This window comes from Rhodanobacter sp. B05, assembly GCF_002001085.1.
In the GTDB taxonomy this organism is placed as follows: Bacteria; Pseudomonadota; Gammaproteobacteria; order Xanthomonadales; family Rhodanobacteraceae; genus Rhodanobacter.
Genome location: NZ_MUNU01000014.1, coordinates 191,413 through 207,701, shown reverse-complemented (window position 1 = coordinate 207,701; position 16,289 = coordinate 191,413). Strand labels below are relative to the sequence as shown.

18 protein-coding genes are annotated in these 16,289 nt (G+C 62.7%); 5 read left to right on the top strand and 13 right to left on the bottom strand.

Annotation, left to right across the window (positions count from 1 at the left end):
* Positions 1-146 precede the first annotated feature (146 nt).
* Positions 147-1,910, top strand: a complete 1,764-nt coding sequence (locus B0E47_RS08400) for an aspartyl protease family protein (RefSeq protein ID WP_254422866.1) — start codon at positions 147-149, stop codon at positions 1,908-1,910.
* A 132-nt stretch (positions 1,911-2,042) separates the two neighbouring features.
* Here B0E47_RS08400 and B0E47_RS08395 read toward each other — a convergent pair whose 3' ends face one another.
* From B0E47_RS08395 to B0E47_RS08380, 4 genes are all read right to left on the bottom strand, one after another.
* On the bottom strand, positions 2,043-2,942 hold the full coding sequence (locus B0E47_RS08395) for a phytanoyl-CoA dioxygenase family protein (RefSeq protein WP_077513615.1): 900 nt from the start codon (positions 2,940-2,942) through the stop codon (positions 2,043-2,045).
* A 140-nt stretch (positions 2,943-3,082) separates the two neighbouring features.
* The gene (locus B0E47_RS08390; protein ID WP_077513614.1) at positions 3,083-4,903 is read right to left on the bottom strand and encodes a DUF885 domain-containing protein; all 1,821 of its coding nucleotides are present in this window, start codon (positions 4,901-4,903) and stop codon (positions 3,083-3,085) included.
* A gap of 238 nt (positions 4,904-5,141) precedes the next feature.
* Positions 5,142-5,363, bottom strand: coding sequence for a hypothetical protein (locus B0E47_RS08385; RefSeq protein ID WP_077513612.1), 222 nt, complete (start codon positions 5,361-5,363; stop codon positions 5,142-5,144).
* A gap of 338 nt (positions 5,364-5,701) precedes the next feature.
* The gene (locus B0E47_RS08380) at positions 5,702-6,697 is read right to left on the bottom strand and encodes a LysR substrate-binding domain-containing protein (protein ID WP_077513611.1); all 996 of its coding nucleotides are present in this window, start codon (positions 6,695-6,697) and stop codon (positions 5,702-5,704) included.
* A 300-nt stretch (positions 6,698-6,997) separates the two neighbouring features.
* On the opposite strand from B0E47_RS08380, the gene cysG reads away from it, so the two are divergent.
* Both cysG and cysK read left to right on the top strand, forming a co-directional pair.
* Positions 6,998-8,491, top strand: a complete 1,494-nt coding sequence (cysG, locus tag B0E47_RS08375) for a siroheme synthase CysG (protein ID WP_077513609.1) — start codon at positions 6,998-7,000, stop codon at positions 8,489-8,491.
* A gap of 80 nt (positions 8,492-8,571) precedes the next feature.
* Positions 8,572-9,513, top strand: coding sequence for a cysteine synthase A (gene cysK, locus B0E47_RS08370; protein WP_077513607.1), 942 nt, complete (start codon positions 8,572-8,574; stop codon positions 9,511-9,513).
* Positions 9,514-9,555: 42 nt separating this feature from the next.
* Here the strand turns inward: cysK and B0E47_RS08365 are convergent, their stop codons facing one another.
* Positions 9,556-9,921 carry a helix-turn-helix domain-containing protein gene (locus B0E47_RS08365; protein ID WP_077513605.1) on the bottom strand — a complete coding sequence of 122 codons (366 nt, stop codon included), beginning with the start codon at positions 9,919-9,921 and terminating at the stop codon, positions 9,556-9,558.
* A gap of 182 nt (positions 9,922-10,103) precedes the next feature.
* On the opposite strand from B0E47_RS08365, the gene gstA reads away from it, so the two are divergent.
* A complete protein-coding gene (gene gstA, locus B0E47_RS08360; RefSeq protein WP_077513603.1) occupies positions 10,104-10,721 on the top strand; it encodes a glutathione transferase GstA in 618 nt (205 codons plus the stop codon).
* 233 nt (positions 10,722-10,954) lie between these two features.
* Here gstA and B0E47_RS08355 read toward each other — a convergent pair whose 3' ends face one another.
* The 8 genes from B0E47_RS08355 to B0E47_RS08335 all read right to left on the bottom strand — a co-directional run bounded on the left by B0E47_RS08355 (position 10,955) and on the right by B0E47_RS08335 (position 15,704).
* On the bottom strand, positions 10,955-11,377 hold the full coding sequence (locus B0E47_RS08355) for a DUF1801 domain-containing protein (RefSeq protein ID WP_077513601.1): 423 nt from the start codon (positions 11,375-11,377) through the stop codon (positions 10,955-10,957).
* Positions 11,378-11,450: 73 nt separating this feature from the next.
* Positions 11,451-11,864, bottom strand: a complete 414-nt coding sequence (locus tag B0E47_RS08350; protein ID WP_168171033.1) for a DoxX family membrane protein — start codon at positions 11,862-11,864, stop codon at positions 11,451-11,453.
* Between the two features lie 84 nt (positions 11,865-11,948).
* Positions 11,949-12,398 carry a hypothetical protein gene (locus tag B0E47_RS08345; RefSeq protein WP_077513599.1) on the bottom strand — a complete coding sequence of 150 codons (450 nt, stop codon included), beginning with the start codon at positions 12,396-12,398 and terminating at the stop codon, positions 11,949-11,951.
* A gap of 70 nt (positions 12,399-12,468) precedes the next feature.
* Positions 12,469-13,278, bottom strand: coding sequence for an EVE domain-containing protein (locus B0E47_RS08340; protein ID WP_077513597.1), 810 nt, complete (start codon positions 13,276-13,278; stop codon positions 12,469-12,471).
* Positions 13,279-13,357: 79 nt separating this feature from the next.
* Positions 13,358-13,825: a hypothetical protein gene (locus B0E47_RS16795; RefSeq protein WP_139351394.1), complete on the bottom strand. Its 468-nt coding sequence runs from the start codon at positions 13,823-13,825 to the stop codon at positions 13,358-13,360.
* Between the two features lie 16 nt (positions 13,826-13,841).
* On the bottom strand, positions 13,842-14,441 hold the full coding sequence (locus B0E47_RS16790) for a hypothetical protein (protein WP_139351393.1): 600 nt from the start codon (positions 14,439-14,441) through the stop codon (positions 13,842-13,844).
* A 68-nt stretch (positions 14,442-14,509) separates the two neighbouring features.
* Entirely contained in the window at positions 14,510-14,794 is a 285-nt protein-coding gene (locus B0E47_RS16785) for a hypothetical protein (protein ID WP_139351392.1), read from the bottom strand.
* Between the two features lie 436 nt (positions 14,795-15,230).
* Complete coding sequence (locus B0E47_RS08335; RefSeq protein WP_077513595.1) at positions 15,231-15,704, bottom strand: T6SS immunity protein Tdi1 domain-containing protein; 474 nt, start codon at positions 15,702-15,704, stop codon at positions 15,231-15,233.
* On the opposite strand from B0E47_RS08335, the gene B0E47_RS16780 reads away from it, so the two are divergent.
* The gene (locus tag B0E47_RS16780; protein WP_139351391.1) at positions 15,703-16,074 is read left to right on the top strand and encodes a hypothetical protein; all 372 of its coding nucleotides are present in this window, start codon (positions 15,703-15,705) and stop codon (positions 16,072-16,074) included. The genes B0E47_RS08335 and B0E47_RS16780 overlap by 2 nt on opposite strands.
* Positions 16,075-16,289 lie beyond the last annotated feature (215 nt).

Here is a 16,289-nt window from a genome sequence, read left to right as displayed (position 1 = left end):
CGTTCCTTGAAACCTCATCGCCAACCACTCCTTGAGCGCCTTGGAAGTTTTCGCCATGATGCCCTGCGTGCCCGCACAAACTGGCGCTCGACGGCTTGGCCACCATTCCGCGACCTTGGCATGCAAAGGGGGCAATCGTGATGAAGATGTTCCGCCTGGCCTGCCTGCTCATCAGCGCCTCGCTCGCGAGCCAGGCCTGGGCTGACAGCTGCCAATTGATGAAATACGGCACGCTGCCGGTGGAGATGCTCGGTGGGCGAGCCACGACCATCGTAAAGATCAACGGGAGCGATACGCGCTTCGACATCGATACCGGGGGTTTTTTCAACGCCATGTCCCGTGCCAACGCGTTGGCGCTGGGGCTCAAGTTGCGACCTGCGCCATTTGGTTTTCGCATCAGCGGTGTTGGAGGCGCGGCAGGTGTGGAGTTCACTCAGGTCAGGGACTTCGGCATCCTCGGTACGACGTTCCACAATGTTGCTTTCATCGTCGGCGGCACGGATACGGGCTATGGCTTGCTCGGTGCCAACCTGCTTGATCTGGCCGATCTGGAGATCGATCTGGCGCATGGCAAGCTGACTCTGTTCAAAGCCGACCACTGCAGCAAACTGGCGCTCGCGTACTGGACCAAGGGTGGCAATTACAACGTCGCCGATATCGTCTCGGTCGACAACCCAGGCGACCGGCGCACCTTTCTCGATGTGACGATAAACGGCAAGCAGGTGCGGGCACTGCTCGATTCGGGGGCGTTCGCCACCGTGCTCAGCCGTGGCGCCGCCGAGCGGATCGGCATCAACCTTGACGCGCCGGGTGTCAAGGCCGGCATGCGCAGCATTGGTGTGGGCGCCAAGGCGGTCAGGACATGGACGGTACGCATCGATTCGTTCTCCGTCGGTACGGAAACCATCCAGCACAGCCAGATGCAGGTCATTGACGGAGGCATGGGCGACGGCAGGACCGACATGCTGCTCGGCGTGGATTTTCTGCTCGCCCACCACATGTTCATCGCCAACAGCCAGCGGAAGGTCTATTTCACCTACAACGGCGGGCGCGTGTTCACCTTTGCCGATGCGCCGGGCGACAGCGACAAACCCGATGCCGGCAGCGCGGCGGACGGTAGCGGCGCGAAGCCCGTGAGCGCACCGGATTACGCGCTGCGTGGCGAGGCGCACCTGTCGCGCGGCGAGTCGAAGGCCGCCGTAGCCGATCTGGACCAGGCGATCCGCCTGGCGCCCGATCAGGCGGCTTATTATTTTTCCCATGCGCGCGCCCTCATGGCGGACAAACAACCCGATGCGGCGCTCGCCGACCTGGACAAGTCGATCAGCCTGGATGCGAAGAACACCGATGCCCTGCTGATGCGCGCCGAACTTCGGCTCGCGCACAAGGACCGCACGGGTGCGGCAGCCGACGTGACCGCCGCGAATGCCCTGGTGTCTGCGGGATCGACGCAGGCGCGCGCGATAGCCGGCCTTTACATTCGACTCGATCAACCCGCCAGGGCGCTGCCCTTGCTCGACGACTGGATTCGCGTGCATGGCCAGGACGCCATGCTTGGCGCGGCACTGAACACACGCTGCTGGGCGCGTGGCCTGGGCAATCAGATGCTCAAGGAGGCCTTGCGTGATTGCCGCAAGGCGATCAAACGCGATGGAGAAAATCCGGACTATCTCGACAGTCTCGGCCTCGTGCAGTTGCGACTGGGACACTTTGCCGAATCCATCAAGGCCTACGAGCAGGCCCTCGCGCAAAAGCCGCATGTCGCGTGGTCGCGCTATGGCCTCGGCCTGGCGAAGATCCGCAGTGGCCAGACCGACGCGGGCAAGGCCGATCTGGCCGCCGCGCGGGCGCTCGATCCGGAAATCGAGGCGCGCGCCGCGCGATATGGGTTGACCGCGGCGGGGCCGTAGAGGGAACGCGATGTCGCCATGGAACCGGGTGGCGCCGAGCAGGCGCCATTCGACGTTGGCCCGTCTGGCTTCAAGACAGCTGCCGGTGCGATTTTCCCGTCATGCGATTACGGGCAGGCCACGCTCGCGACCTCAGCGAACCAGCTTTCTCACCCATGCCCGTACCGTCGACAGCGACGAAGGCGCGGTGCCCGCGCCGGCGTATTCCGGTACCCGCTGCCGGGTGCGGATGTCGGCGACCTGGCGCAGTGTCCAGCGCTGCTGCATCGGGCTGGACAGCAGCGGGGTGTAGTAGATGCAACCGGGGAAGTAGTAGTGGGTGACCTGGCTCTTGCGCGTCCGTGCCGGGTCAAGCAGCTTCGAGCCGCCGTGGAAGATGTTCGCCGACCAGATCAGCGCCTGGCCCTTTTTCAGGTGCGCCTGGCGGGGACGGTAGGCGCTTTCGCCGAGGATCTGCTCGATCCGGTCCTCGTAGCGGGCGTAGGTGCTGGAGTCATCGTCGTCCGGTTCGCCGTTCGGCTCCAGTCCGAGATCGTCCAGGTGGAACACCGGCAGGCGCTGGCTGCCGGGGTGGTAGAACAGCGGCCCGTTGTCTGCGTCGGCATCTTCCAGCGCCACCCACACGCCGCACATGAAGCCATGCGGCAAGGTGTTGAAGTGGATCGTGTCGCTGTGCGCGCGCTGCTGCGTGGCGACCCGGAAGTTCAGCGTCTGGAACGGAATCGGATCCCGCTGGTAGAGCATATGCAGGGTTTCGAGGATGCGCGCGGCGGTCGCGATGTCGCCGACGGCGGGGAACCGGTTCCAGGCGTCCTGGGTGCGTCCGCCATGGATGTATTCCGAGGATGGGTCCTGGCCGTCCAGCGCATGGATCACTGCATCGAGGGTCGCATGCGCGATCTCCGTTTCCTCAAGGATCAGGTAGCCGTCTTCGCGAAACGTGTCGACCTGGGCGCGTTGTGTTGCGGTCAATTGCGCGTAGCGCGGGTCATCCTGGTATGCATCCAGTTCGAACCAGGGCCGGATTTCCAAGGTGAACTCCCGTAATGCGTTGGCGGTCAGGCCGGTATCGTACTCATTCCCGCCGGGAGATGCTGCGGAAAGCGGTCGGGCTCATTCACTCGAAAAGCAGATGAGCCTGACCGCCTGCGGATGCCGCGTTGCCAATGCCCCTACTTGTGCAGCGCAGCCGGTGTCGCTTCCGCTGCACCCGCCGCATCGGCCGTCCACAATTTCGCCTCCACCTTTCCACCCAGCATCTGCTGGCGCACCAGTGGAATCGGCGGGCCGCCGTAGCTGAGGAACTGGTCGTGGAACGCCTTGAGTGCGTTCGGGCCGGGGTGGGCCGCGATCCAGTCCTGGCGCAGTTGCATGATCATCAGCTTGCCCATGGTGTAGTTGAGGTAGGCCGGGTCGTAGGTGCCGCGGGCGGCCTGCTGGCGGGCGTTGCCCGGGTCCTGGAAGGCCTTGTCGCGGAACATCTGCTCGGACTGGGCGATGCTCATGCCGCCAGTGTGCAGGCCGATCGCGGAGAGGTAGCGCACGTCGCGCAGCAGGGCGTTGGTGAGCTGGCCGATATGGACTTCCGGCGTCGCGCCGTCGAGGCCGGCGTCGAACATCATTTCCTCGGCGTAGTGCGCCCAGCCTTCGGCGAACGCGTAGCCGACGAACAGCTGGCCGAACTTCCAGTGCGCCCGGTTGGCGTGCAGGAACTGCAGGAAGTGGCCCGGCCACACTTCATGGGCGGAGACGAACAGCAGCGCGGCCTTGCCCGGCACGTAGGCGGCCTGGTCGGCCTTGCTCCAGGTCGGATCGGGCGGCGCGATGTAGTAGACCGACGGCAGGTTCTTCTCGTACGGGCCGGGGATCTCGATATAGGCGAAGTTCCAACGGTTGAACGGCGGGGCCTCCTCGGCCGTGGCTTGTTCGGTGCCGGGGATGCTGACCAGATCCTTGTCGACGATGAACTGGCGCAGGCTCGCCAGCTGCGCACGCGCGCCTTCCACGGCACCGCCGGCCGGCTTGTCGGCACTCTCTTTCGCGACACATGCGGCGAGCGACTTGCCGGGGGCGAATTGATCGCAGGCGCTCTTCAGCGCAGCGAGGTTGCGCTGCAGGTCGGATTCGCCGATCGCCTTGAGCTGATCCAGCGGCAAGTCGACCAGCTCGGTGGCGTGCAGCATCTTCGAGAATTTCTCGGCACCCAGGGCGTAATCCTGGGTGGCGTGCGGCTTCTGCGCCTTGAGCCAGTCAGCCAGATCCTGCGCGGCCTTGATCGCGGCGGCGTTGCTGGCCTTGAAGCGGGCCTGCAGGGCGTCGTCCTTCACTTCGGCGAAGATGGCGGGCACGTCGGTCTTGAAGAAGCTGGCGTAGCCGGCGAACGAATTGACGCCCACGTCGATGTATGACGCCGGCAGCGGCAGCTTGAGGTTGGCCTTGATCTGCGCCAGCGCCTTGGGCAGCGCGTCCTCGTAACTGACGAAGGCCGCCATGCGCTGCGCCAGCGGCGCGTAGGGACGGGTCAGGTACATGCTGGGCGACAGGTCGCCGGTGTAGAAGGCCGGGTTCTTGTACGGCGCACCGGAATCCTCCAGCCAGAACAGCTGGCCGTCGATCACCGCCAGCACGTAGTCGCGGTGGAATCGATCCCGCGCGTCAAGCTGGTCGTTGCCGAAGCCCGCGAAAGTCTTGCGTTGCGCATGCAGCCAGTCGGCAGTCGCCTGGAGACCCGCCGGGCTGTAGTCGGGCAACTTGCCGTCGAACTCGTGCTTGCCCGCGTTGGCGGCAAATACCGGGTTGTGCTCGAAGTAGCCATCGAGAAAGCTGTCCACCGCCGAAGCCAGCGCGGTGCTGGCGACGGCAGCCGCGGGCTTCGCGGTTGTCGCGGCGACCGGCGGTGCGGTCTGCGCGGGAGGTGGTGGTGCGGACGTGCAACCGGCAAGAAATGCCGTGGCGGCGATGGCGGGCAGCGTGAATACACCGAATGTGCGCATGGTCGACCTTCCCCGGGGTGGAAGGCCCAGCCTAGGTGCTACGGCATTCCCATGCAATCGCGCACGAGCCGCGCGTGATGCGCGGGAGCAAAGGGCAACCGGGGCGGGTTGACGAAGCGTTGCTTGTGGTCTGGTCGCCGATCTCCGTGATCAGCGTGGATGGCAGTTGCCGCACATGCACCCGAATCGAGTCGGACGTGCCTGGCCCCGTCGGGACCCTCAATTCAGGCGAGGCTTCCTATTCGTCCATGCCGATCAGGCCCTCGATGTCGACCTCGGCGGTGAACAGCCCCTTGTCGTTGGCTTCGTCGCGGCTCAGGTAGGGCTCGTCCAGTGTTTTCTGCACGAGGCCGATTTTCTTGATCTGCCCGTTCCTGCTCACCTCGTAGCCGGCGTGGTCGTACCTGATCTGATAGGTGTATCGCTTGCCTTGAATACGTTGGTATGTCGTCTTGCGCATCTCTTGCTTTGCTCTCGCCTTGCGGCCTTCCGGGGTTTGGCGCCAGCGGTGCTGCTGGTCTCGTGCTCCTCTGAAAGCGTCCAAGCAAATATCTTGCCGGCGGAACGGTGAAGCACACGAATATTCAAGATGGTTGGGTTGAGTGCGTGCGATGCCTGCCACGGCGCCGCTGAAGTGCATCAAAAGCGGGGTTCATTCCCATGCACTCACGTGGCCGAATGCGGCCCGATGCACGTGAAAATTTGCTCATCCAAACGTTTGTTTGGCTGCCCGGGGTCAGAAAGTGACCACGAGCGTTCGTGACTGCCGGACATGTCGCCTGTCACGCTGCACCTTGGTCAGGCGACCAGCGCTCTCGACGACTCGCGCTGATGGCGCCATTGCGGCACGTGGGTCCACGTCGCACCAGCCGGGTCGCCGGCCATCACTCTCGCTACCTCACGCCGGCGGAGATGCGGTGCGAAAAGTTCGATGAACGCCAGCGTGTATTCGCGCAGCACGCTGTCCCGGCGCAGGACCACCCAGGTGGTGCATGGTGCAAACAGGTGGTCGGCGGGCAGCGCATCGAGGTCGGCGTCACCGTCGTGCACCGCCATTTCGGCCAGGATGCCGACGCCCATACCGGCGCGCACGTAGGTCTTGATCAGGTCGGCGTCGCCGGCGGTCATCGCGATCTGCGGTTCCAGGCCGACCGCGGCGAACGCGCGACGCAGGGACGAGTCGGGCCGCAACGACGAGTCGTAGCTGACCAGCGGCAACGCCGCCAGGTCGGTCAGGCTCGGTGGCCTGGCGCGTGCGGCCAGGGCATGTCCGCTCGGCGTGACGATCACCCGTTGCCAGTGATAGGCGGGCAGCGAGATACCCGAGCTGGGCGCCGCACCCGCGCTGCTGATGATGGCGAGGTCGACCTGGCCCGCTTCCAGTCGGGCCAGCACGTCGGCATCGCGGGTCGGCTCGAGGTGCACACTGACTTGCGGGTAACGCGCATTGAGCGCGGCAATCGCGGCGGGCAGGGCGAATCGCGCCTGGGTATGTGTGGTGGCGATGCGCAGCTCGCCGCGGGCCTCGTTGCGCAGGTTCGCGGCGATGGAACGGATGTTGGCCGCTTCGGCCAGGATGATGCGCGCCCGTTCGATCACCTGTTCGCCGGCATGCGTCACCGCATCCAGGCTCTTGCCCTTGCGCACGAACAGTTGGAAGCCCAGTTCGTCCTCAAGCTGTCGGAGCTGCTTGCTCAGGCCCGGTTGGGTGGCGTGCACGCGTTCGGCGGCCAGGGTGATGTTGAGGCCGGAGTCGGCGATGGCAATCAGGTAGCGCAGTTGGGCGAGCGTCATGGTGGGCGATCCGTGGGTGTTCGTGGTCGGGGCATGGATGTGCGGAAGAATCACGCATACATCGCATGACGCGCTCTCGCCTGGCGTGGCGAGGCGTCGACGGATCGACCCCGGTGGCCGGATCGTGATATATGAAGACGTTCATATACGGACGTCTATACGTCCATTTGATGAATATGTCAAACGTTTCCGGGCTAATGCCGTACGGGCATATGCGTCCCGCGTGAAATCATTTGCGGCGAAGCCTTGGCCTTCGTAGCGTGTGCCGGCATTCGTTCCGTTCAAGCCCAGGTTCGCCGCATGAAGCTTTATCCGATCTTTGCCTCGCTGTCGCAGCGCGCCGTGCTGGTGGTTGGCGGAGGTGCCGTGGCCGAACGCAAGGTCGCCGCCTTGCTGGAGGCGCAGGCGCAGGTGACGGTGAACGCGGGCATGTTGACGCCGCAGTTGCAACGCTGGGCGCGGCAGGGGCGCATCGCCCACCGTCCCGATCCGTTCCAGGAAAGTTGGCTGGAGCGGGTCTGGCTGGTGGTGGCGGCGACGTCCGATCGTGAAATGAACGTGCTGGTCGCGACGCTGGCGGAGTTGCGGCGGATCTTTGTCAACGTGGTCGACGATGCGGCACTGTCGAGCTTCCACGTGCCGGCGGTGATCGACCGCGCGCCGTTGACCATCGCGATTTCCAGCGGCGGCGAGGCGCCGATGCTGGCACGGCTGCTGCGCGAGCGGCTGGAAACCCTGCTCGATCATTCATTGGGTGGGCTGGCCGCGCTGATGGCGCGGTTGCGCGAACGCATCCGGATCCGCCTGCCCGACCTGGCGGCGCGGCGTGGCTTCTACGAAAGCCTGCTCGCCGGCCCGGTCGCTGCCTTGCTGCGGCAAGGTCGGCCGGACCAGGCGCAGGCTGTCGCGGAACACGCCTTGTCGACGACGCCGATGACGAAGGCCGGCTCGGTGGTGCTGGTCGGCGCGGGCCCGGGCGACCCGGGGTTGCTGACGCTGCGTGCGTTGCGCGCATTGAATGAGGCCGACGTGATCCTGCATGACCGGCTGGTCGGTGCCGGCGTACTTGCCCTGGCGCGGCGGGATGCCGAGCGGGTCGAGGTCGGCAAGCAGGCCGGCCGGCATCACACCACCCAGGACGGCATCCACGCGCTCTTGCTGGAGCATGCGCGGGCAGGCAGGCGCGTGGTGCGGCTGAAAGGCGGCGATCCGTTCGTGTTTGGCCGTGGTGGCGAGGAACTGAAATTCCTGCGCGCAAACGACATTCCCTATGAAGTGGTTCCCGGCATCACCGCGGCCGTGGCCTGCGCGGCTTACGCGGGCGTGCCACTGACGCATCGCGATCATGCGCAATCGGTGCGCTTCGTCACCGCACACTGCCAGGCTTCGCGTGACACGCTGGACTGGGCCGCGCTGGCGCAGGAACGGCAGACGCTGGCGGTTTACATGGGCGTGGACGCCCTGGGCACGTTGCAGGCGCGCCTGCTCGGGCATGGCCGCGCACGCACCACGCCGTTCGCCCTGATCGAGAACGGCTCGCGGGCGGACCAGCGCGTGGTAGTCGGGGTGCTGGGCAACCTCACCGAACGCGCCGCGGCGCATGCGGTGCGTTCGCCGGCCTTGCTTATCCTCGGCGAGGTGGCCGCGTTGGCGCCATCACTGGCCTGGTTCGGTGCGCCGCCGCTGGGCGCCTCCCTGCATGAGCTGCGCGTCGGCACGCCGGCCGTGCCAAAAACATCCGGGCTGGCCGCAGGCGACGGATTGCTGGAGGCGATCCACCGGCTGGCCTGTTGAATTTCTGGCGTTTCGGCGCATGATCGCCGGGCTTGCGTGCCCGTTGATCTCCCACTTTCCGTTCCCGCAAGGAGACACCCATGATTTACGACAGCATTCTCGACACCATCGGCAACACGCCGATCGTGAAACTGCACCGGCTGGCGCCGAAACACGCGACCGTTTACGTGAAGGTGGAAGCCTTCAACCCGGCCGGTTCGGTCAAGGACCGGCTCGCGATTGCGATCATTCTCGACGCGGAGCAGCGCGGCGTGCTGAAGCCCGGTCAGACCGTCGTCGAAGCCACCTCGGGCAACACCGGCGTGGCGCTGGCGGCGGTGTGCGCCGCGCGCGGCTATCCGTTCGTGGCGGTGATGGCTGATTCCTTCTCCATCGAGCGACGCAAGCTGATCCGCGCCTACGGCGGCAAGGTCGTGTTGACTCCGGCGGCCGGTCGCGGCACCGCGATGGTGGTGAAGGCGGCGGAGCTGGCGAAGAAGCACGGCTGGTTCCTCGCCAATCAGTTCGAGAACGAGGCGAATCCCGCCTACCATCGCAACACCACCGCGCCGGAGATCCTGCGCGATTTCGCCGGCAGGCGGCTGGACTACTTCGTGACGGGCTGGGGAACCGGCGGAACCCTGACCGGGGTAGGCGAGGTATTGAAAGTGGCGCGCCCGGAAGTGCAGGTGATCGCCAGCGAACCCGCGGTGGCGGCGCTGCTGTCGGGCAACGAATGGCAGTCGCACAAGATCCAGGGCTGGACGCCGGATTTCGTGCCGGGCGTGCTCAATCGCGACGTCGTCAAGCGGATCGTGCTGGTCGATGATGTGCTGGCCCGGGATACCTCGCGCGCGCTGGCGCAGAAGGAGGGCATCTTCGTCGGCATTTCGGCCGGCGCCACCCTGGCCGCGGCGCTGGAAGTGGCGAAGGATGCGCCCGCCGGTTCGGTGTTGCTGGCGATGCTGCCCGACACCGGCGAACGCTATCTGTCGACCTTCCTGTTTGAAGGCGTCAACGAAGGCTCGGACGAGGTCGAGTGAGCTGTCCGGTCGCGCCGGGCGCAGCCTTGGGCGACGCCTGCGTCACCTGCGTTTCGACGCGCCACCTTCCCATTCCGCGACCAGCTTCCGGCCCACGCTGGCCAGCGCCTGGATCGCCGGCAGCAGCTCGCGGCCGAGCGGCGTAAGCGCGTATTCGGCCGACGGCGGCGAGGTATCCAGCACGCGCCGCGTCACCAGCCCGCGCGATTCCAGCTCGCGCAGCCGCGCGCTCAACACCCGCGCGGAGATGCGCGGGATGTCGTGGCGCAGTTCGCCGAAACGGCGCGGCTCGGCGCTCAGGTACCAGATCACGTTGGGCGCCCATGCGCCCCGCAGCAGCGCCAGGCTTTCGGTGAGCGGGCAGGTTGGCGGTGCGGCGACTTTGCTCTTGCGTACGGGCAGGCCCATCGGAATTCCATCGGGAGTTCGGTAACCGGGCGGATACTACATTTTCCGCTAACTGATGGTTAGGTGGTATCCATCAGTAACCATGATGGCTAACATCCCTTCATCGCCGCGATGCGCGCAGGCTTCGCCTCGCATGACCGCGGCGGTGGCTCTTTCCCATGTCCCCATCACGGAGAAAACGCATGAAGCTCTATTACTCGTCCGGCGCCTGCTCGCTGTCGCCGCACATCGTGGCGCTGGAAGCCGGCATCGCGCTGCCACTGGAAAAGGTCGACGGCAAGGCCAAGCGCACCGAGGGCGGCGCGGATTTCTGGCAGATCAACCCGAAAGGCTATGTGCCGGCGCTGGCGCTGGACAATGGCGAACTGCTGACCGAGGGCCCGGCGATCGTGCAGTACCTGGCCGACCTCAGGCCCGAGAGCGGCCTGGCGCCCGCCAACGGCACGCTGGCGCGCTACCGCCTGCAGGAGATGCTGGGCTACATCAACTCCGAGATCCACAAGACCTACAGCCCGCTGTTCAAGCCGGATACGCCGGAACAGACCCGCACCGAGCGCAAGGAATACCTGCTTCGGCGCTACCAGTTGATCGAGGACGTGCTGGCAAGGCAACCGTGGCTGCTGGGCGACCATTTCACCGCGGCCGACGCCTACCTGTTCACGGTCACCAACTGGGCCAGACACGTCGACCTGGACCTGTCCGGTTTCCCCGCGTTGCTGGCCTTCCAGAAACGCGTGGCCGAGCGACCGGCGGTGCAGAAGGCGATGCAGGTAGAGGGGTTGATCAAGGCGGCTGCCTGATCGCTTGTTGCTCAAATGCAAACGGCCGGCATCGCGAGATGCCGGCCGCTTGCGTTTGATGAGATGGGCAGGTTGCGCGGGCAAGTTTTTCGCGAACATGGCCGGGTTCATTTCCGGCGCAGGCCTTCCGACGCGTAGTAAGGGAACCTGACCTCGTTTTTGGCTGATTGTCGCGTGGCGCCCGACGCCTGAGTCAAGCGGCGCGCGGTACGCGCGTTCGCTTGAATGAATTGCTAAGCAGCGCCCGCGTTGTCGCGTGCAGCCTGCCTGGCCTTTGCGTCTACATACGCAGTCAGGATGAGTTCCTGAAGCGCCTTCTCCGATTGAGGCAGGCCAGGGCTCACCTTGACGTGTCTCATGAAACGTCCTGTGCCCTCCAACAAACCAGCAGGATCCTTCAAGACGCTGCCGAAAAAAAAGCCGACGTTAACGTGAGAGCGAAACGCATTGACGTCACCGAACGCAAGGTCCCCGATGCACGCCGTGGGATGGCCATCATGAAGCAGTTCCAGAACGTCCGGCCCACATGAACGCATCTGCTCAAACCACTTGTGCGCCAGGGTGCGCAGCTCACTCGGTGGCTCGCCAAACCATCGATTGACCTTTGAATCGTTCCTCACCGCTCCGCCTAGCGTGAACAGCCGTGTCTCGTTCATATCGACAAACCTTCTTGTGCGGCCTAACGCTGGAATTGAGCGGAGGAACTATCCCGTCCGGTGGGATGAGTAGTTAGGCCGCGGATGTCCAACTGGAGGATCGCAACCGGTACGGACCGTCGCCGAGCATGGCTTGAAGAACTAGTAATAACGACCACACAAGCGGCAGCTCCGCCCCTGCACCCGTGAAGTAGAAACCCTTGCGCACAGCCCAGAACTGCGCTGCGCCGAGCATCATTGGCAGAGCATACAGACTAACCCAACGAGCATAGATGCCGGGAATGAGCAGCAAGGCACCGGCGAGCTCGGCAGAAAAAACATACCAAGGAACGAACCATGGATATCCACCTGAGGCGAAGCCGGCCCACCACCGAAACAAGCCGCCAGGAAGAATTGCGAACTTCCAGTACAGGTGCGCGATAAAAAGTGAGCCGAGGACCAGCCGTAGCAGTAGCGGAGCGTACTGAGCAGTACGACTTGAGTTCATTGCGTTTCCCCACAACCAACCCGATTCAAAGCGGTCTAACGCTGGAGTCAAGCGGCGCCGGAGGCGTCCGCCTTAAACGAGTTGTTAGACGTCACTACCGCCGGCCTGAAGATTCAATGCTGCGACGAACTCGCTGTACTCCATGGGCTTCGCGCGCATACCGATCTCTGACGCGCGTTTGCGAAGCCTCTTGTCTTGGGATACGAGCCATTCAGCATGCCATGAAGCCGCATCAGTTACGAATGCGTCGTTAGCTTTTTCCGAGTTTCCCAAGTGGGCGTCATAAACACTACCGCTGCCAATAGAGTCTCCGGCGCGCATGACACCCACTCGACCAACGGAGTTTCCCACGTACTCGTACGCAAAGAAGTCAGGAACGCCACCGAAAGGCGATTTGGCCAGCTCTTCGGCGACCGTGCGGGTAACGATAACTCTAAGATTCCCGCTCGCGACCAGTCTTCGCACATGAGCGCAACTCGCGCTGTCCTGTGCGAGAAGATCATAGACGTTCGAATCAAAGAGAACTGAGGTCATTAATGTCTAACGCTTGAGCTCAGCCGCCGACAGCCCGCGTAGCGGGATGACGGTCGGCTGGAGCGAAATGTTATCTTCCGACAGCATACAGCGTGGCAAGCGTTTTGAAATTTTCTGCGACGTTTGCGTTTGCATGAACTGCCCTGTGGCAGTTGGCACACAACACGGCAAGATCGTTGAGTGTGGTTCGCACTGGCCCCGCAGCGCTAGCCAAGGGATTCTTGTGATGAACCTCGAAAGCCCGATCAGTGAATGGTTCAGGAGCATGCGCTGATGCTTCATGGCCGCAAAGCTCGCAGAACAGCGAGCCGTGCTCCTTACGGAACGCACACAACTTGTCGTGCCGTAGCCGTGGAGAGCGTTCGCGTGCGTAGTGTGCACGTAGGAGTCGTTGACCTTCTGCGGCGCCACTGCTTGTGGCAAGCGACATCGGCGAGCCCCAAAGCTCCTCCAGAACGCCGAATTCGATGGGCGACAGACGAAACACCGTGCCATTTGGAACGGTAATGATCGTTGATGCGCCAAGAACCAGGTTCTCCTTTGCTGCGCTCCTCGGAACCATTCCAGCTTCGCGGTCAAGGCGTATTTCATGCAGCCGGATGCCAGTCTTGAGTTCGTCGGGGTTGGCTTCGTCGGCAACCCACAAGTCATCGCCCAGTGCTTCTGGGTGCTCTACCGATCGAGCCGGTGTAGGGGCCGCAACGACGTGACCAGCCGCGACAGCGCCAGCATCGGCCCCGGCACGCCAGATGAAAACTGGATCGCCGACCGCTATGTCTTTGACGTAGCGGTTTGTGCGCCAGTAGATCAGCTGCGTGTAGCGCGAAAGGTAATCATCAATATCGAAACGATTCGGATTCCCCTGAAATACCCACGCCATGGCTCAAACCACCCGAGGAAGATAACGCTTGAGTTAAGCGGCGGCGTAGCCGTCCGCCTTGAACGAATGGTTAGCTCTATTACGGCAGAGCCAAGGTAGCTGCTTCGTTTGGTGCAAGAGCTTGTATGACCGCCAAGCTATGTTCAAAAACAGACCTCGCGTCGCTTTTGCTCTTGAACTTTCCAGCATGGGCAACGCCGTTACGATGCTCATTAAGTGACTCAATTTTCTTCTGTAGCGACTTGAGCGTGCTCCAAGTACCGCGATGCTCAGCTGCTGGCTTGATTAGACGCTTGAACTTTCCGTCTAGTCCGTTAGCTCCCATGAGGAGCGCGTCCACAAATTTTGGTGGCAACGCGTAGTCAGTGAGAAGAAATTGCCGAATGTAAATATTTGCCGCGATCTCGGCGGTGGTCGCTGCCCTTACTACACAAGCGGACCAGTCTTCGCGTTCGAATTGCTTGCGAGCCTTGCCCCAGTTTGATTCGAGCTTTTGATCGTCCGTGCGTTCGTCGTACGGAATTTTGGCGATCTTTGATTTGGCCACGAACTGCCCCTGAGAGCTAACGCTTGAAGTAAGCGGTGACAGAACCGCGTAGCGGTTTTGGCGTCCGCTTGACTGAACTGTTAGGCGATACTTCGCGTGGAGGCTCGCCGCGAAGCTCTTGCAACAATTGAACAACAATCTTTGAAGCTTTGTCCGGGCAATGGCTTGGGTTACCGGCTTTAACCGTAACTGTGCGTCCGTTGAAAGCCGCGTGAACCAAGACGGAGCTACCATCCATGACGCCACATGAAATTGATGTCCCGTTGTACGGCGCTAGCGCGATGACTAAAGCCTCGAGCTTGCGTTGATTAGGGGCAGAACGAGAAGCGCTGAGTGCGGCAGGCTCGATGATGACGTTGCCGTGCGCATATTTTGAGGTGGTATCGAGTGTGCGAAGTTGCCCGCTTGCGACCACAGTGCCATGCACATTCCCAAGCATGTAATCACGCGACCAGACCCGGAGAGCAAAGCCCGACTTGCTGTTGAGCATCGGCAGCTTTGCGGCGCTGGCATATGCAAGAGCCACTGGCTCTAGATCGACCTTCGCGACGTAAGCCAGTGAGCCAGCTTGCGCAAGAGGGGTTAACGCGAACATTGCAACGTATAGCAATTTCACCTTGGACCCCCTGTATCGCCTAACGCTTGAGTTAAGCGGCGGCGAAGCCGTCCGCCTTGAACGACCTGTTAGCTGCGTGCAGAGACCGGCGCTTTGCAACGTATGACCATGGTTTGATTTGCCGCCGAGAAGAACTTCTGTGGAGTGTTGCTCTGGTCGAAAATCTCGTAGCCATTGCCACCACATAGCTCGCCAGCTTTCTTGTAACACTGCCCAATATCGTTCATGGCAGAACAGTTGAGACTGAAACCTTGCTGGCCCGACGGCGTCATGATTGGTGTGGCGGTAACACAACCAGAAAGAGCAAGGATCGCCGACAAGGTAGCTGCTGCAGAAATGATCTTGATGTACACGTTTGAGTCCCCTGTTTGTAAAGCTAACGCTGGAGTTAAGCGGCGGCGAAGCCGTCCGCCTTGAACGAGATGTTAGACGGCAGCACGGTTACCCCGCCGTGTGCGAACACGATAGCGCTGCTTTGAAAGCCCGGCAATGCCGCGAAGCTTGCGGCCTGCGCGCGAGGAACGAGCCGCTGGCAACGAGCGCCACGTTGCAGCGAACCGCGCGCACGACAGAGTACGAAGATGTGACATGCGCCAACGCGCGCAAGACGCGACAGACGACCAAGCGCACGAAAGGCAACAACGCAGGCCAGACTGGAACAGCAAACCGCCGCTTTGCCACACGAAGCCAAGACGTGAAACGCGCGAAGCACTACGAAGGAAAATGCTCTGCCGCCTAACGCTGGAGTTAAGCGGCGGCGAAGCCGTCCGCCTTGAACGAAATGTTAGGTTACTCCCCGACAGAAAGCCTGACGCTGGTGCCGTTGGGAAGCGACCGAATTTGAGAGTGAACCTCGGCGGTTAACGCGAAGTGCTCCTTGCCAGGGACAGGATTGAGATTTGATACGGTGTACTTGCCCTCGACAAACACTGGAAGAATGACCGGGGTATAGCAGTAGCCCGGCTTGGGAATCTTGCCTGCGGCATATAGCTGCTCAACCAGTGGGGGTAAAAACCACTCGTCGGCGAGTTCGGTGGCGAGATGTGACTGAAACTGCGCCACTGTGTCCGCAACGTGCGTAGTCTCGCACGCGCCGGTATTGAGCCAGTACACGCCGGAAGCCGCCTGATAAAACACATCGCCGAGGACCGAAAAAAGAAGCGGTGTGTAAGGCTCGCCGATAACTTCGCCCCAGCCATTTGATAGTGCGTCGAGCGCATCCGAATCTGGGGTAAAGGTAAGTTGAGGCCAGCCAATCTTCATGAGTAACCTAACGCTGGAGTTAAGCGGCGGCGAAGCCGTCCGCCTTGAACGAGATGTTAGACGGCAGCACGGTTGCCCCGCCGTGTGCGAACACGATAGCGCTGCTTTGAAAGCCCGGCAATGCCGCGAAGCTCGCGGCCTGCGCGCGAAGAACGAGCCGCTGGCGACGAGCGTCACGTTGCAGCGAACCGCGCGCACGACAGAGTACGAAGATGCGGCATGCGCCAACGCGCGCAAGATACGACAGACGACCAAGCGCACGAAAGGCAACAACGCAGGCCAGCCTGGAACAGCAAACCGCCGCTTTGCCACACGAAGCCAAGACGTGAAACGCGCGAAGCACTACGAAGGAAAATGCTCTGCCGCCTAACGCTGGAGTTAAGCGGCGGCGAAGCCGTCCGCCTTGAACGAGATGTTAGACGGCAGCACGGTTACCCCGCCGTGTGCGAACACGATAGCGCTGCTTTGAAAGCCCGGCAATGCCGCGAAGCTCGCGGCCTGCGCGCGAAGAACGAGCCGCTGGCGACGAGCGTCACGTTGCAGCGAACCGCGCGCACGACAGAGTACGAAGATGCGACATGCGCC

Bases quoted from the DNA above. Each gene is read 5' to 3' on its own strand.
- B0E47_RS08365 (WP_077513605.1), bottom strand. From the start codon at position 9,921: ATGGGCCTGCCCGTACGCAAGAGCAAAGTCGCCGCACCGCCAACCTGC.
- B0E47_RS08385 (WP_077513612.1), bottom strand. From the start codon at position 5,363: ATGCGCAAGACGACATACCAACGTATTCAAGGCAAGCGATACACCTAT.
- B0E47_RS08400 (WP_254422866.1), top strand. From the start codon at position 147: ATGTTCCGCCTGGCCTGCCTGCTCATCAGCGCCTCGCTCGCGAGCCAG.
- B0E47_RS08350 (WP_168171033.1), bottom strand. From the start codon at position 11,864: ATGAACTCAAGTCGTACTGCTCAGTACGCTCCGCTACTGCTACGGCTG.
- B0E47_RS08345 (WP_077513599.1), bottom strand. From the start codon at position 12,398: ATGACCTCAGTTCTCTTTGATTCGAACGTCTATGATCTTCTCGCACAG.
- cysK (WP_077513607.1), top strand. From the start codon at position 8,572: ATGATTTACGACAGCATTCTCGACACCATCGGCAACACGCCGATCGTG.
- cysG (WP_077513609.1), top strand. From the start codon at position 6,998: ATGAAGCTTTATCCGATCTTTGCCTCGCTGTCGCAGCGCGCCGTGCTG.
- B0E47_RS08340 (WP_077513597.1), bottom strand. From the start codon at position 13,278: ATGGCGTGGGTATTTCAGGGGAATCCGAATCGTTTCGATATTGATGAT.
- B0E47_RS08380 (WP_077513611.1), bottom strand. From the start codon at position 6,697: ATGACGCTCGCCCAACTGCGCTACCTGATTGCCATCGCCGACTCCGGC.
- B0E47_RS08335 (WP_077513595.1), bottom strand. From the start codon at position 15,704: ATGAAGATTGGCTGGCCTCAACTTACCTTTACCCCAGATTCGGATGCG.
- B0E47_RS08355 (WP_077513601.1), bottom strand. From the start codon at position 11,377: ATGAACGAGACACGGCTGTTCACGCTAGGCGGAGCGGTGAGGAACGAT.
- B0E47_RS08390 (WP_077513614.1), bottom strand. From the start codon at position 4,903: ATGCGCACATTCGGTGTATTCACGCTGCCCGCCATCGCCGCCACGGCA.
- B0E47_RS16780 (WP_139351391.1), top strand. From the start codon at position 15,703: ATGAGTAACCTAACGCTGGAGTTAAGCGGCGGCGAAGCCGTCCGCCTT.
- gstA (WP_077513603.1), top strand. From the start codon at position 10,104: ATGAAGCTCTATTACTCGTCCGGCGCCTGCTCGCTGTCGCCGCACATC.